This is a genomic window from Micromonospora sp. NPDC003241 (assembly GCF_053589795.1).
Genome location: NZ_JBSFSO010000003.1, coordinates 130935 through 146467, shown reverse-complemented (window position 1 = coordinate 146467; position 15533 = coordinate 130935). Strand labels below are relative to the sequence as shown.

Below are 15533 nucleotides of genomic sequence, written 5' to 3'. Positions count from 1 at the left end.
TCCGACGCCGTCGGTCGGCCTGGCTCTCCCTGCTCACACGGAGGCCCGGCGGACGGTGGTGCCGTCCGCCGGGCCGGTGTGCGTCAGGGTCAGTTGACCACGAACAGCAGGCGGTTCGGCGAGCCGCTGCCCGGGCTGGTCACCACGCCGGTGGTGGCGTTGCTGGTCAGGTAGCTCTTGACCTGGGCCGGGGTGTAGGACGGGTTGGCCGAGAGCACGAGCGCGGCGGCGCCGGCCACGTGCGGGGATGCCATCGAGGTGCCGCTCAGCGTGCTGGTCGCGGTGTTGCTGGTGTGGTACGCGGACAGCACGCTCGACCCGGGCGCGAAGATGTGCACGCACGAGCCGTAGTTCGAGAAGGACGACCGGGCGTCGGTGCTGGTCGTCGAGCCGACGGTGATGGCGGTCGAGGTACGCGCCGGCGAGTAGTTGCAGGCGTTGGCGTTGGAGTTGCCGGCCGCCACCGCGTAGCTGATGCCGGAGGCGATCGAGTTGGCCACCGCGTTGTCGATCGTGCTGCTGGCCCCGCCGCCGAGGCTCATGTTCGCCACGGCCGGCTTCACCGCGTTGGCGGTCACCCAGTTGACGCCGTTGACCACGCTGGCGGTGGTGCCGCCACCGGAGCAGTTGAGCACCTTCACCGCGACCAGGCGGACGGACTTGGCCACGCCGTACGTCGCGCCGCCGACGGTGCCGGCGACGTGGGTGCCGTGGCCGTTGCAGTCGGTGTTGTTGGAGTCGACCGTGTTGGTGCCCCAGGTGGCCCGGCCACCGAACTCGTTGTGCGTGGTGCGGATGCCGGTGTCGATGATGTAGGCCCGCACGTTCGAGGCCGTGTTCGGGTAGGTGTAGGTGCCGCTCAGCGGGCGGTTCCGCTGGTCGATGCGGTCCAGGCCCCAGGTGGGGTTGGTCTGGGTGGCCTGGACGGTGAACGCCTGGTCCTGCTCGACGTAGGCGACCGCCGAGTTGGCGGCGAGCCGGGCCGCCTGCTTCGCGGTCATCTTGGCGGCGAAGCCGGTCAGCGCGGCGGAGTAGGTGTCGGAGACGCTGCCCCCGTACCGCTGGACCAGGGCGGTGGCCCGGTCCGGCACTGCGGTGCGAGCCGCCGACGAACCGGCGGCGCCGACCGCGTCGGAGCGCAGGACGACGAGGTAGCTGCCGCTGACGGCGTTCGCGGCGCCGGCGCCGCGGATCTCGCCGGTGGGTGCGGCGACCGCCGCGGTGGTGCTGGCCGCTGATACGGCCGCCGCGGTGGCGACGACGGCGAGCGCCCGGATGACGTGCCGTCGCGCGATGGACCCTGAGGACATCGTCTGCCTCCCTAACCGGAACGGCCGACCGGGTCATGGCCGGACGGCGCATCCCATGGACTCGAATGGAGGAGATGCTAGCCTTAGATCGATGAATATGACAGAGATGTTCGTCGATTGATTGAGATTGTCACGGGCACCCGCTCCCCTCCCCGTCGTCACCAGGCAGGATGGCGGTGTGGACGGACACGACATGCTCCTCTCCCCCGCCGGCGTCGAGGCGCTGCGGACCGCGTTGACGCGAGCCGCCTTCACCGCCAACGGCATCGCCACCCGGCTCGGCCCGCAGGCCACCGGCGGGGTGGCCCGCAACGACTTCCGGGCCGCGCTGCGCGCCACCGCCGACGGTGACCCGCTCGCCACCCTGATCCGGGTCTTCATCTGCGAGCAGACCGAGCCGGAGGCCGCCGTCGCCGCCGCGCTCGCGCCGCTGTCGCTCGACGAGGCGCTCGCCGCCGGAATCGTCGAACGGTACGGCGACGGGCTGCGGATGGGGCTGGACCTCGAACCGTACGGCGACGACTGGTGGGTGCTGGCCGACGTGCCGGCCAGCGCCCGTCCCGGTCGGCCCCTGCACGCCGAGCACGTGCTGGGCATCGGCGGGGCGACCCAGACGATGATCGGCGCGGCCGTCCGGCAGCCGGTGCAGAGCGCGCTCGACCTGGGCACCGGCTCCGGCGTCCAGGCCCTGCACCTGAGTACGCACGCCCGGCAGGTGACCGCCACCGACGTCTCCCGGCGGGCGCTGCGGTTCGCCGCCACCACGGCCGCGCTCAACGGCCAGCGGTGGGAGCTGCTGCGCGGCGACATGGTGCAGCCGGTCGCCGGACGGCGCTTCGACCTGGTGGTCAGCAACCCGCCCTTCGTGGTCGGGCCGGGCACCACCACGCACGTCTACCGCGACTCCGGGCGGGTCGGTGACGCGATCGGCGCCGAGCTGGCCGCCGCCGCCGACGGCCTGCTCACCGAGGGTGGCACCATGCAGTACCTCGCGAACTGGGTGCACGTCGCCGGTGAGGACTGGGGCGAGCGGGTGGCCGGCTGGTTCGCCGGGACCGGCCTGGACGCCTGGGTGATCCAGCGCGAGGTCGCCGACCCGATGGCGTACGTCAACCTCTGGCTCACCGACGTCGGCGAGGCGGCCGACCCGCAGCGGATGGCCGACTGGCTGGACTGGTTCGACGCGCACAAGGTGGAGGCGATCGGCTTCGGCGTCGTCTCGCTGCGCCGGAGCGGGCACGACCACCCGGTGCTGCGGGTGGAGGACCTGCGGCAACGGGTGGAGGCTCCGATGGGAGACCGGGTCGCGACCTGGTTCGACCGGCAGGACTGGCTGCGCCGGCAAGGCGGCGACGGGCTGCTGGACGCCCGCTACCGGGCCGCCGACGGGCTCCAGTTGCGGCAGGAGGCGACCATGGGCGCGGACGGCTGGGGCGTCGACCGACAGGTCCTCACCATGCCGCACGGGCTGCGCTGGACCGAGGAGATCGATCCACTGGTACTCGCGCTGGTGGGTGGCGCCGACGGGCGCCTGCCGCTGCGCGACCAGATCGCACTGCTCGCCGTCGCGCACGACGTGACGCCGGGCGAACTCACCGAGGCGGCCGGACCGATCGTGGCGCACCTGGTCGAGCGCGGCTTCATCGAGCCGGTGCGGTCCTGATGCGGGCGGTGGTGCAGACCGTCGGAAGCGCCAGCGTCACCGTCGACGGCGAGGTCGTCGGCGCGATCGACGACGGGCTGCTGGTGCTGGTCGGGGTGACGCACACGGACACCACCGAAACCGCCCGGACCCTGGCCCGCAAGGTGTACGAGCTGCGCATCCTGGACGACGAGCGGTCCGCCGCCGACGTCGGCGCGCCGATCCTGGTGGTCAGCCAGTTCACGCTCTACGGCGACGCCCGCAAGGGACGCCGTCCGAGCTGGACCGCGGCGGCTCCGGCCGAGGTGGCCGAGCCGCTGGTCGACGCGGTGGTCGAGGCGCTGCGCCAACGCGGCGCGACGGTCGCCACCGGCCGTTTCCGGGCGCACATGCTGGTGGAGAGCGTCAACGTCGGGCCGCGCACCATCCTCCTCGACCTGTGACGCCTCACGAGGTGGACGGGCCCGGATCACGGCGCCCGCCCACCTCGTGGTCAGCGGTCAGCCGAAGAGTCCCCGACGTTGCAGGGACTGCCGCAGCCAGCCGTCGAGCTGCGCCGCCCAGTCCGTACGGTCCATCGTGGCGTAGTCGACGGTGAACCGGCCGAAGACGTCCCGGCCCTCGGTCAGCAGGCCACCACGCTTGTCCAACTCCAGCACCACCTGCATCTGCCGGGGATCGGCGACGAAGGTGACCTCCAGTTGCTTCATCGCACCCGCGTACTGCGGCGCGGGGTAGAACTCGATCTCCTGGTAGAACGGCAGCGTCTGGTGCACGCCGTAGATGTGCCCCCGCTCGACGTCGGCCCGGGCGAACCGGAAACCGAGCCGCAGCAACGCCTCCAGCAGCTTCTCCTGCGCCGGCAGCGGGTGCACCGCCACCGGGTCCAGGTCACCCTTGTCGAGTGCGCGGGCCACCTCCAGTTCGGTACGCAGCCCCATCGTCATCCCGTGCAGGTGCTGCCCGTAGAGCTGGGTGACCGGGGTCTCCCAGGGCACCGGGAACCGGAACGGTACGTCGTAGCGCTGCCCGGCCTCGAGGCGGAACGGGCCGGTCACCTGCTGCCGGTGGAACTCCTGATTCGTGTTGTACTCGTTGTCGCCGCTCTCCACCTCGACCCGGGTCATCAACCCCAGAGCCACGTACGAGATGTCCACCCCGTGCTCGCCTCCGGTCACCGCGATGCTGCCCGTCAGCTCCCCGCCCGGCCGGCAGTTCGGGTTCGTCAGCACCGTCTCCACGGACGGGCCGCCGACTCCCATCGCCTGCATGAGCCGCTTGAAGACCACCATTGCCTCCGTCGCTTGGTCGCCCGACCCCGGGCACCCGGGGTACGGGGTTGCGTCGGCCCGACGGCCGACCGCTGGCACGGTAACCGGCACCGCCAAGTCGCATCTGCCGAACCAGCACACCCGCCCGCAAGGAGGGGGTAACGGAACGGTCACTGTCGGTTCTCCGATCGCCTCACTCCCGTTTTACGCCTCACCCGCCAAGCTGTGTGTCACCGGCCGCCACATGGGCCGGGGCGACACGGCACGGACGTGGACACGGGGAGAGACAGAGATGGCCCTGCAGATGATGGAGCACCGGATGCGCGCCGGCACCGAGGCGGAGCACGGCGTCGACACCCTTACCGACCTGGACGCCACCGACGAGCGTGGCGTCTCCACCGACCTGGTTCGCGCGTACCTCAACGGGATCGGCCGGACCAAGCTGCTCACGGCGGCCGAAGAGGTGGACCTGGCGAAGCGGATCGAAGCCGGGTTGTTCGCCGAGGAGAAGCTGTCCACCTGCACCCCGCTCTCGGCCGACCTGCACGCCGACCTGAAAGTGGTCGCGCAGCAGGGTCGGGCCGCCAAGAACCACCTGCTGGAGGCGAACCTGCGCCTCGTGGTGAGCATCGCCAAGCGGTACACCGGCCGTGGCATGGCCTTCCTCGACCTCATCCAGGAAGGCAACCTCGGCCTCATCCGCGCCGTCGAGAAATTCGACTACACCAAGGGCTACAAGTTCTCCACCTACGCCACCTGGTGGATCCGCCAGGCCATCACCCGCGCCATGGCCGACCAGGCCCGCACCATCCGCATCCCGGTGCACATGGTCGAGCAGGTCAACCGGATGGTCCGGGCCCGCCGCGAGCTGTCCGTCTCGCTGGGTCGGGAGCCCACGGTGGCCGAGGTCGCCCGCGCGCTGGACGTACCCGAGTTCCAGGTGATCGAGCTGATCTCGTACGACCGGGAGCCGGTCAGCCTGGACCAGGCCGTCGGCGAGGACGGGGAGAGCGCACTGGGTGACTTCGTCGCCGCCGCCGACCCGGCCGGCGGGCCGGGCGACACCGCCGCCCAGGGCGAGCTGCGCAACGAGGTGAGCATCGTGTTGGCCACGCTCTCCCAGCGCGAGCAGGCGGTGATCCGGCTGCGGTTCGGCCTCGACGACGGCCGGCAGCGTACCCTGGACGAGGTCGGCCGTGAGTTCGGACTGTCCCGCGAGCGGATCCGGCAGATCGAGAAGGTGACGCTGCTCAAGCTGCGTGCCCCGGAGCGGGCGCAGCGGCTGGAGGCGTACGCCTCCTGACGTGACTGGTGTGCGATCGGCCCCGGCGGTGCGCCGGGGCCGATGTCGTGTGCCGGGGCGGTTTCGTGCGCGGCTCGTGTCGCGTGGGCCGAACGGACTACGGATCGTCCAGAGTGGGTGCACGACGTCGAGTCGTCGACGCGGGCACCAGGAGGACTGATCGTGAACTGGACGCTGGAAGTGGTCGTCGTGCCGGTCTCCGACGTGGACCGGGCCAAGGCGTTCTACGCCGACCGGGTCGGTTTCACCGTCGACCACGACACGGTGATGGGTGACAACGGCCGCATCGTGCAGCTCACCCCGCCCGGCTCGGGCTGCTCGATCGTGATCGGCACCGGGCCGCTGCCGTACATGCCGCCCGGCTCGCTCAAGGGGATCCAGCTCGTCGTGCCGGACCTGGAGAAGGCCCGCGCCGAGCTGAGCGAGCGCGGCGTCGAGGTGAGCGAGATCCAGGTGCTCGGGCAGAACCCGAGCCCGACGCCGCACCCGTTGGACAACGTCGGCTTCGTCTTCTTCGACGACCCGGACGGCAACTCCTGGGCGGTCCAGCAGATCTCCGCCCGCGCGACCGAGATGTAAGGAGGGGACCCCTGCTATACACGAGGCGTTAGTAGGGGACCCCTCCTTTCACAAACGGCGGGGGCCGGTGTCGGGGCGGGGGGCGGCCGAGCCGGTGCGGACCGAGGCGTGCAGCACGGACAACCCGTCCGGGCGGGCCAGCACCGGGTTGAGCGTCAGTGCGCGTACCCGGGGTTGCTCGTCGGCGAGCCGCCCGATGCGCAGCAGCAGGTCGGCCAGGGCCGCCCGGTCCACCGGGGCGGCACCCCGGTGGCCCCGCAGCAGAGGCGCCGCGCGTGGGGCGTCCACCAGCTCGGTCGCGTCCCGGTCGGTCAACGGCACCGCCCGCCAGGCCCGGTCGCCGAGCAGGTCGGTGGCGACCCCGCCGAGGCCGAAGCCCACCACCGGTCCGAACGCGGGATCCTCGACCAGCTCCACCACACAGGCCACCCCGGGCGGCACCATCGGCTGCACCAGCACGTCCGCGCCGAACGCGGCGGCCAGCTCGGCGTAGGCGCGGCGGACCGTGTCGACGTCGGGCAGGTCCAGGCGGACCGCACCGAGGTCGAGGCGGTGCCGCAGACCACCGGCGGCGGCCTTGAGCGCCACCGGGAAACCGAACCGCGTCGCCGCGTCGACCGCCGCGTCGACCGAGTCGACCCGCGCCGACTCGACCACGTCGATGCCGTACGCGGCGAGCAGCGCCTCCGGATCGCCACCGTCCGCCCGCAGCGCCACCTGCGCCGCCACCGGATCGACGTCGGGCAGCTCGGGCAGTACGCCGGCCGGACGACGCCGCCACTCGGCGTACGCGGTGACCCGGGCCAGTGCGCGTACCGCCTCCTCCACGCTCGGGTAGGCCGGTGTCCCCGCCGGCGCCCGACCGACCAGGAAGGTGGCGACCGTCGGCTTGTCGGCCGTGGGCGCGGCGAGCGCGGCGGCGAAGTCCGCCTCGGTGTCGGTGAGCTGCCCCGGCAACGGTGGTGCGAAGAGGACCACCAGCGCGTCGACCGAGTCGTCGGCGGCAGCGTCGGCGAGCGCCGCACCGAACTCGGCGGCGCCGGCCCGGGGGCCGACGTCGACCGGGTACCCGGGTGCGACCCGCAGGCCCTGTGCCGCGCAGGCGGTGGCCGCCAGCCCGGTCAGCGCCGAGGAGTTGCCGACCACGCCGACCCGGTTCCCGGCCGGTAGCGGTTGGTTGGCCAGCAGCGCCCCGACGTCGAGCAGCTCGGCGACGGTGTCCACGCGGATCACCCCGGACTGGGCGAACAGGGCGCTCACCGCCGTCTCGTCCGGGCCGGCGGAGTCGCCCAGACCGGGTGGACGGGCCGGGGAGGCCAGCGCCACCACCGGTTTGTCGCGGCCGATCCGTCGGGCCAACCGGGCGAACTTGCGCGGGTTGCCGAAGGTCTCCAGGTACAACATGATCACGTCGGTGTCCGGGTCGTCCTGCCAGTACTGCAACAGGTCGTTGCCGGAGACGTCGGCCCGGTTGCCGGCGGAGACGAAGCTGGACACACCCAGACCGCGCCGGTCCGCCTCGGCCAGCAACGCCACCCCGAACACGCCCGACTGGCTGAAGATGCCGACCCGCCCGGGCTCCGGAAGCCGTGGGGCGAGGGTGGCGTTGAGGCGTACCGCCGGATCGGTGTTGGCCACCCCCAGGCAGTTGGGGCCGATCACCCGCATGCCCGCCGCGTGGGCCGCGCGCACCAGCGTGCGCTGCGCGGCGGCGCCCGCCATCCCGGCCTCGGCGAAGCCCGCCGAGATGACCACCAGCCCGTGTACGCCGGCCGCGGCGGCGTCCGCGACCACCTCGGGCGCCGACTCCGGCGGCACCGCCACCACCGCCAGGTCGACCGGCAGGTCGGCGTCGACCGCCGACGGGTACGCGGGAAGCCCGGCGACCCGGGCGGCGGTCGGGTGCACCGGCACCACCGATCCGGTGTACCCGCCGTCGCGCAGGTGCCCGAGCACCGCCGCGCCGACGCCCTGGCCGGTGGCGCTGGCGCCGTAGACGACCACGCCACGCGGGGCGAGCAGCCGGGCGATGGACCGGGCCTCGGTGCGGTGCTCCCGCCCGCGCTGCACCTCCAGGGTCGCCTCGGTGGGCGCGATCGGGAAGGTCAGGTGCACCACGCCGTCGGCGAACTGGCGCTGGATCTGGTAGCCGAAGTCGGCGAAGACCCGCAGCATCGCGCCATTGGCCGGCAGCACCTCGGCCACGAAGTTGACGATCCCGCTGCGCCGGGCCGCGTCGGCGAGGTGTTCCAGCAGCACCGAGCCGATGCCGCGCCCCTGGTAGGCGTCCTCCACCACGAACGCGACCTCGGCGTCGGGCGAGGCCGGGCCGAGCCGCTCGTACCGACCGACGGCGACGATCTCATCGCCGGCCAGCACCACGAACGCCTCCCGGTCCCGGTGGTCGACGTTGACGAAGCGCTGCAGGTCCCGTTCCGGGATCCGCGGGTACGGCGAGAAGTACCGCAGGTAGCGGGTGCGCTCGGAGAACCGGGAGTGCATCGCCACGATCCCCGGCGCGTCAGCGGGACGGATAGGTCGCAACTGGACGGTGCTGCCGTCACTGAGCAGCACGTCCACGGCTGGTTCGGTTGTGGTCACCTCGGGCGGCCCTCCCCGGCCGACTCAGTCGCGTGGATCGTGCGGGTCGAGGCCGAGCAGCGGGAAGACGGCCTTCCGGGTGGCCGCGATGGCCCGGTCCACCGGGTTCGGCTCGCCGGTGGGCTGCCACGGCTCGTAGCTCGGGTCGACGTCGTCGGTCATCCGCAGCGGGATGTCGGTGCCGGGTCGCCGGGCCCGGGCCAGGTCACGCCAGCCCTGCGGAGTCAGCGTGGCCGGGTCCAGCGGCGCGCCGGTGGCCACCGCGAGCAGGTGCGTCCAGGCCCGGGGCACCACCTCGACGAGCGCGTACCCGCCGCCGCCGGTGGCCACCCACCGGCCGTCGCACAGCTCGTCGGCGAGCGCCCGCAACGCCAGATAGGTGGCGCGCTGCCCGTCCACCGACAGGTGCAGGTCAGCGAGGGGGTCGACGCGGTGGGCGTCCGCGCCGCACTGGGTGAACAGCACCTGCGGGCGGAACGCGCGCAGCACCGACGGCACGACCGCGTGGAAGGCCCGTTGCCAGCCGGCGTCCTCCACCCCGGGCGGCAACGGGACGTTGACCGCCGTGCCGGCGGCGTTCGGGCCACCGGTCTCGTCGGGGAACCCGGTGCCGGGAAAGAGCGCGAGCGGGGTCTCGTGCAGGCTGACCGTCAGCACCCGAGGGTCATCCCAGAAGATCTGCTGCACCCCGTCGCCGTGGTGCACGTCGACGTCGACGTACGCGATGCGCTCCGCGCCCAGGTCGAGCAGCCGGGCGATGGCCACCGCCGGGTCGTTGTAGACGCAGAAACCGGCGGCCCGGTCGGCCATGGCGTGGTGCAGGCCGCCGGCCACGTTGACCGCGCGTCGGGCCTGACCGCGCCACACCGCCTCGGCGGCGGCCACCGTCGCTCCGGCGATCAACGCGCTCGACTCGTGCATCCCCTGGAAGACCGGGTTGTCCGAGGTGCCCAGACCGAAGCCGGTGAAGAAGGGTTCCCGCGGCGCCATCCGGACCGCGCCGAGGTAGCGCGGGTCGTGCACCCGGCTGAGCAACTCGTCGTCGGCCGGGTGGGGTTTGACCATGCGGACTCCGGGCCGGTGCAGCACGCCGAGTTCCCAGGCGAGTGCGAGAGTCAGCTCCACCCGGACCGGATCGAGCGGGTGGTCGCCGAGGTCGTAGGCGAGCAGCGACTCGTCCCACATCACCACCGTGTCGTCGGACATCTGCCCATGGTCGCACGCGACCGGACATCCGGCCTGATCAGGCGGTCGGCTCCGGGCCGGTGGCCACCGGTCGCTCCGGGTCGGCCACCCAGTTGCTCCACGAGCCGACGTAGAGCGCGGCGTCCGCACGCCCGGCCAGGTGCAACGCGAGCACCGCCTGCGCGGCGGTCACCCCGGAGCCGCAGTACGCGCCCACCGGCACACCGGTGGTCACCCCGGCCGCCGCGAAGCGGTCCCGCAGCACCTCGACGGCGGGGAAGCGGCCCTCGGTGACGTACTCGGGGGCGGGCACGTTCACCGCACCCGGGACGTGCCCGGCGACCGGGTCGATCGGCTCCTGCTCACCCCGGTAGCGCGGCGCCGCCCGCACGTCGAGCAGCACCCCGTCACCGGCGGCCAGTCGGGCGGCGGCCGAGGCGTCGAGCACCGGCAGCGCCCCCGGACGGACGGTCACGTCGCCGGGTCCGGGCGTCGACACCTCGTCGCTGGTGGGCAGGCCGGCGGCCAGCCAGGCCGGGTAGCCGCCGGACAGCAGGCGTACCGGTCGGTGGCCCGCCCAGCGCAGCGTCCACCAGGCGCGGGCGGCGGCCATGCCGTCACCGCCGTCGTACACCACCACCGGGTGACCGTCGCGGACCCCGGCGGCCCGCAGCGCCGCCTGCAGGGCTTCGGGGTCGGGCAGGGGATGCCGGCCGGCCGGACCGGGCGGGCCGCAGAGCGCGGTGTCCAGGTCGACGAAGACCGCACCCGGAACGTGCCCGGCCGCGTAGTCGTCCCGGCCGGGTGGGCCGACCAGACGCCACCGTACGTCGAGCAGGGTGGGCGGCTCGGCAGCGTCGAGTTCCGCGGCGAGCGACCGCGCCTCGACCAGAAGATCGTCTGTACCGGACATGCACCCAGTCAACACCATCAGTGACGACGGCGGCGGTTCGGTGACCATCGATCGGGGTGCGGCAGGGTACCATCGATGCCGGAGGGCCGCTGACACCATGAAGTCTCACGACTTGGTCGATACGACCGAAATGTACCTGCGCACCATCCTCGAACTCGAAGAGGAGGGAGTGCCGCCGCTACGCGCCCGGATCGCTGAACGGTTGCGCCAGAGCGGCCCCACCGTGAGCCAGACCGTCGCCCGGATGGAACGCGACGGCCTGCTGACCGTGGAGGGCGATCGGCACCTCACCCTCACCGACCTCGGCCGCGCCACCGCCGTCTCGGTGATGCGCAAGCACCGACTCGCCGAGCTGCTGCTGGTCAACGTGATCGGGATGCCCTACGAGGAGGCCCACGAAGAGGCCTGCCGCTGGGAGCACGTGATGAGCGACGCGGTCGAGAAGCGGGTCTACGACCTGCTCAACCGGCCGACCCGGTCGCCGTACGGCAACCCCATCCCGGGCCTGGACGAACTCGGTCCGCCCACCCAGAGCGAGCCGGAGACCGCCGAGAGCGAGCGCAACCTCGCCTTCCCCGGCCTGAGCGGCAAGGTGATCGTCCGGCGGATCTGCGAGAGCGTGCAGACCGACGCCGAGGTGCTCCGCCAACTGCACGCCGCCGGGGTCGACCCGGGGGCCACCGTCACCGTGGCGCAGGAGCGGGACGGGGTGTCGATCGACCGTTCCGGCGAGAGCGTCCGACTGCCCCGCGAGGTCGCCTCCCGGGTCTTCGTCGCCGCCGCCTGACCGTTCACTCCACGTACGGGCAGTGCCGGCAGCCCCGGCCGCAGCAGGTTCCCCGGCGGGCCAGGAAGCCGGCACTGAGTACGAACAGCCCGGTGTCCGGGTCGAGGTAGCCGGCGTCCCCGGCGGCCAGGGCCGCGTCGTGCGCGGCGATGATCCCCGCACGGCCGGGGTGCCCAGGCGACAGCCGGGACGGGTGCGGCTCGCGCAGAGGCCGCGCCGCCAGGGGCTTTCGCTCTCCACTCATCCCGCGCAGTCTAGGCAACGACCCCTCTCCCGCTCGGGTCGCGCCAACGCAGCACGTCACCCCCACCACGCCACAGCGGGCCCCTACCAACATCCTCGCGGCCGCGCCGATCTTGGAGAACACGTAGACGCCTGCCCTTCGCGATCCCACTTCCGCGCCCCCCGGTCCAGACCTGTGAAGCGTCGCTAACGCCAGGATCAGGCCTACTGCCCATGGCCGAAGCTGAGCCAAACGTGGACAGGCAGGTTCTCGCCGCCCCGAAAAGGGCACGGGGCGGCGAGAACGAAGGCTTACTGCCTCGGCAACGCCAGAAGGTTATCGGTCCAGACACCGTTAGCGTGCGTACGCAGGTACTTCTCGCCGTACGTCGGCTTGACAACACCAACGTCGGCTCGGTTGCCGCGGCTGTCCTCGACATACGCCTTGCCGCCCTGGGACTCGATCCACTCGATAAGGGCCGCTCGGGAGTTGTTCCCGGTTGCGCCTGTCGAGGGGTTCTCCCACCAGAGCCAAACGATGTGCTCATGAGCCGCGCCATCCGACAGGCGGATAGCCGTAATCTTGATTGCCATGACCTCTTCCTCACTCTGTGTGTCAGTTTTTGTGACATGGAGCGAGGGCCGTACGCTATCGCTGCAGCATGGGTTGCGTAGCGACCCTCAGTTGAGGCGGGCATTGGCGTGCCCGCCTCAACTACTTACTCACATGCTCGACATTCCGCTATGAATAAGAGGCTTTGTCGAACATTGCTTCGGTGCATCCGACCAGGTCAGCTGCAGCCGCTGGTGGAGCCGCAGCCCTCGCAGACGTAGCAGCTACCGGCCGGGCGCATCTTCGTACCGCAGGTGAAGCAGAGCGGTGCGTCGGCGGCCTTGCCGATCACGGCCTCCAGCAGCTCGGTGCTGGAACCGACCGACGGTGCCGGCTTGATCGCGGCGGCGTCGGCGAGTTCCTGGGCCGGCTGGGCGACCGGGCCGACCCTCGGCTCGGTGGGGGTCTCCACCGGTGCGGAGGCGGCCATCGCGGTGAGGTCCGTGCCGTTGGCCTCCGCCTCCGCCTCGGCGGCGAGCTGGGCGGCCCGCTCCTTGGCGGTGAAGATGCCGATCTCGGCGCGGCGCTCGTAGGGCAGGAAGTCCAGTGCCAGGCGACGGAAGATGTAGTCCATCACCGAGGCGGCCATCCGCACGTCCGGGTCGTCGGTCATGCCGGCCGGCTCGAAGCGCATGTTGGTGAACTTGCTGACGTACGTCTCCAACGGGACGCCGTACTGCAGGCCGATGGAGATGGCCACCGAGAAGGCGTCCATCACCCCGGCCAGGGTGGAGCCCTGCTTCGACATCTTGAGGAAGACCTCGCCGAGGCCGTCGTCCGGGTAGGACGAGGCGGTGAGGTAGCCCTCGGCGCCACCGACCGAGAAGGAGATGGTCTCCGACGGACGCTTCTTCGGCAGCCGCTTGCGCACCGGGCGGTACTCGACGACCTTCTCCACCACCGGCTCGACCGCGGTGACGGTCGCCTCCGGCGCGGCGGTCTTCTTCTTCGCCACCGACAGCGGCTGACCGACCTTGCAGTTGTCCCGGTAGATCGCCAGCGCCTTGAGGCCGAGCTTCCAGCCCTCGAAGTAGATCTTCTCGACGTCGGCGACGGTCGCCTGCTCCGGCATGTTGACCGTCTTGGAGATGGCGCCGGAGATGAACGGCTGGACCGCCGCCATCATCCGCACGTGGCCCATCGGGGCGATGGACCGCTCGCCCATGGCGCAGTCGAAGACCGGGTAGTGCTCCGGCTTGAGGCCGGGGGCGTCCACCACGTGCCCCTGGTCGGAGATGTGCTCGACGATCGCCTCCACCTGCTCCTCGGGGTATCCGAGGCTGCGCAGGGCGCGCGGCACGGTCTGGTTGACGATCTGCATCGAGCCGCCGCCGACCAGCTTCTTGAACTTGACCAGCGCCAGGTCCGGCTCCACACCGGTGGTGTCGCAGTCCATCATCAGGCCGATGGTGCCGGTCGGGGCGAGCACGCTGGCCTGCGAGTTCCGCCAGCCATTCTTGTCACCGATCTTGTTGCCCTGGGTCCACTGCTTGGTGGCCTCGCGCACCACCGCGGTGGCCACCGTGCCGGCCGGCTTGATCTGGTCGTTGGCGGCGGCGTGCTTGCGCATGACCCGCTTGTGCGGCTCGGCGTTGCGCGCGTACCCGTCGTACGCGCCGACGATGCCGGCCAGCTCGGCCGAGCGGCGGTACGCCGTGCCGGTCATCAGCGAGGTGATCGCGGCGGACAGCGAACGACCCTGGTCCGAGTCGTACGGCAGGCCGGAGGCCATCAGCAGGGCACCGAGGTTGGCGTACCCGATGCCGAGCTGCCGGTAGGCCCGGGTGGTCTCCCCGATCTTCTCGGTCGGGAAGTCGGCGAAGCAGATCGAGATGTCCATCGCAGTGATGACCATCTCGACGCTGCGGACGAACTTCTCCACCTCGAAGCCACCGTCGGCGCGGAGGAACTTCATCAGGTTCAACGAGGCCAGGTTGCACGAGGAGTTGTCCAGGTGCAGGTACTCCGAGCACGGGTTCGACGCGGTGATCCGGCCGGTCTCCGGGCAGGTGTGCCAGTCGTTGATGGTGTCGTCGTACTGCAGGCCGGGGTCGGCGCACTCCCAGGCGGCCTGGGAGATGGTGCGGAACAGCTTCTGCGCGTCGATGGTCTCGATCACCGCGCCGTCGAGCCGGCCGCGCAGGTCGAAGCCGCCGCCCTGCTCGACCGCCGCCATGAACTCGTCGGAGACCCGGACCGAGTTGTTGGCGTTCTGGTACTGCACGCTGACGATGTCGGCGCCGCCCAGGTCCATGTCGAACCCGGCGTCGCGCAGCGCGCGGATCTTGTCCTCCTCGCGCGCCTTGGTGACCACGAACTCCTCGATGTCCGGGTGGTCGACGTCGAGGATGACCATCTTGGCCGCCCGCCGGGTGGCGCCACCGGACTTGATGGTGCCGGCGCTCGCGTCCGCGCCACGCATGAAGCTGACCGGACCGGAGGCGGTGCCGCCGGAGGAGAGCAGCTCCCGGGAGGAGCGGATCCGGGAGAGGTTCACCCCGGAGCCGGAGCCGCCCTTGAAGATCAGCCCCTCCTCCTTGTACCAGTCCAGGATGGAGTCCATCGAGTCGTCGACGGCGAGGATGAAGCAGGCGCTGACCTGCTGCGGCGACGGCGTACCGACGTTGAACCAGACCGGCGAGTTGAAGCTGAACACCTGGTGCAGCAGCATCCAGGTCAGCTCATGGGCGAAGACCTCGGCGTCGGCCGGGGAGGCGAAGTAGCCGTACTCCTCACCCGCGGTGCGGTAGGTGGTGACCACCCGGTCGATCAACTGCTTGAGCGACCACTCCCGCTCCGGGGTGCCCACCGCGCCCCGGAAGTACTTGGTGGTCACGATGTTGGCCGCGTTGACGCTCCAGCTCTCCGGGTACTCCACCCCGCGCTGCTCGAAGTTGATCGAGCCGTCCCGCCAGTTGGTCATCACGACGTCGCGGCGCTCCCAGGCGACCTCGTCGTACGGGTGCACGCCCTCGGTGGTCCAGACCCGGTCCACCTTGAGGCCCGCGTTCGTCTTGTTCCGTGACCTGCTTGTTGTCACACCGTCCCCCGGCATCTCATCCGCCCCCTCGCTCACGCGGGCACCCCGCGCGATCCGACTGTCACTA

The 15533-nt window shown here is 71.6% G+C and carries 13 protein-coding genes; 5 read left to right on the top strand and 8 right to left on the bottom strand.

The window, feature by feature from the left end:
- Positions 1-89: 89 nt before the first annotated feature.
- Positions 90-1310, bottom strand: coding sequence for a S8 family serine peptidase (locus tag ACWDVW_RS03965; protein WP_449944489.1), 1221 nt, complete (start codon positions 1308-1310; stop codon positions 90-92).
- A 178-nt stretch (positions 1311-1488) separates the two neighbouring features.
- Here ACWDVW_RS03965 and ACWDVW_RS03960 point away from each other — a divergent pair, with 178 nt between their 5' ends.
- On the top strand, positions 1489-2973 hold the full coding sequence (locus tag ACWDVW_RS03960) for a DUF7782 domain-containing protein (protein WP_449944486.1): 1485 nt from the start codon (positions 1489-1491) through the stop codon (positions 2971-2973).
- Positions 2973-3395, top strand: a complete 423-nt coding sequence (dtd, locus tag ACWDVW_RS03955; RefSeq protein ID WP_449944483.1) for a D-aminoacyl-tRNA deacylase — start codon at positions 2973-2975, stop codon at positions 3393-3395. Before ACWDVW_RS03960 ends, dtd begins: the two co-directional genes overlap by 1 nt.
- Before the next feature lie 57 nt (positions 3396-3452).
- On the opposite strand, the gene ACWDVW_RS03950 is transcribed toward dtd, so the two are convergent.
- A complete protein-coding gene (locus ACWDVW_RS03950) occupies positions 3453-4241 on the bottom strand; it encodes a sporulation protein (RefSeq protein WP_449944481.1) in 789 nt (262 codons plus the stop codon).
- A gap of 274 nt (positions 4242-4515) precedes the next feature.
- Between ACWDVW_RS03950 and sigB the strand changes: the two genes are divergently transcribed.
- Both sigB and ACWDVW_RS03940 read left to right on the top strand, forming a co-directional pair.
- On the top strand, positions 4516-5526 hold the full coding sequence (gene sigB / locus ACWDVW_RS03945) for an RNA polymerase sigma factor SigB (RefSeq protein ID WP_449944479.1): 1011 nt from the start codon (positions 4516-4518) through the stop codon (positions 5524-5526).
- Positions 5527-5688: 162 nt separating this feature from the next.
- On the top strand, positions 5689-6105 hold the full coding sequence (locus ACWDVW_RS03940; RefSeq protein WP_449944478.1) for a VOC family protein: 417 nt from the start codon (positions 5689-5691) through the stop codon (positions 6103-6105).
- Positions 6106-6153: 48 nt separating this feature from the next.
- On the opposite strand, the gene ACWDVW_RS03935 is transcribed toward ACWDVW_RS03940, so the two are convergent.
- Genes ACWDVW_RS03935 through ACWDVW_RS03925 form a run of 3 tightly spaced genes read right to left on the bottom strand, consistent with a single transcriptional unit; the run spans position 6154 to position 10804 of the window.
- A complete protein-coding gene (locus tag ACWDVW_RS03935) occupies positions 6154-8706 on the bottom strand; it encodes a bifunctional acetate--CoA ligase family protein/GNAT family N-acetyltransferase (RefSeq protein WP_449944476.1) in 2553 nt (850 codons plus the stop codon).
- A 24-nt stretch (positions 8707-8730) separates the two neighbouring features.
- The gene (locus ACWDVW_RS03930) at positions 8731-9912 is read right to left on the bottom strand and encodes an acetoin utilization protein AcuC (RefSeq protein ID WP_449944474.1); all 1182 of its coding nucleotides are present in this window, start codon (positions 9910-9912) and stop codon (positions 8731-8733) included.
- Between the two features lie 37 nt (positions 9913-9949).
- On the bottom strand, positions 9950-10804 hold the full coding sequence (locus ACWDVW_RS03925) for a sulfurtransferase (RefSeq protein ID WP_449944472.1): 855 nt from the start codon (positions 10802-10804) through the stop codon (positions 9950-9952).
- A gap of 97 nt (positions 10805-10901) precedes the next feature.
- On the opposite strand from ACWDVW_RS03925, the gene ACWDVW_RS03920 reads away from it, so the two are divergent.
- Positions 10902-11591, top strand: a complete 690-nt coding sequence (locus tag ACWDVW_RS03920; RefSeq protein ID WP_449944470.1) for a metal-dependent transcriptional regulator — start codon at positions 10902-10904, stop codon at positions 11589-11591.
- A gap of 4 nt (positions 11592-11595) precedes the next feature.
- Here the strand turns inward: ACWDVW_RS03920 and ACWDVW_RS03915 are convergent, their stop codons facing one another.
- From ACWDVW_RS03915 to ACWDVW_RS03905, 3 genes are all read right to left on the bottom strand, one after another.
- Positions 11596-11835 (bottom strand): DUF5522 domain-containing protein, encoded by a 240-nt coding sequence (locus tag ACWDVW_RS03915; protein ID WP_449944467.1) that lies wholly within the window; start codon positions 11833-11835, stop codon positions 11596-11598.
- A gap of 290 nt (positions 11836-12125) precedes the next feature.
- Positions 12126-12407, bottom strand: coding sequence for a DUF3892 domain-containing protein (locus ACWDVW_RS03910; protein ID WP_449944466.1), 282 nt, complete (start codon positions 12405-12407; stop codon positions 12126-12128).
- A 197-nt stretch (positions 12408-12604) separates the two neighbouring features.
- Positions 12605-15481 (bottom strand): vitamin B12-dependent ribonucleotide reductase, encoded by a 2877-nt coding sequence (locus ACWDVW_RS03905; protein ID WP_396745442.1) that lies wholly within the window; start codon positions 15479-15481, stop codon positions 12605-12607.
- Positions 15482-15533: the final 52 nt, after the last annotated feature.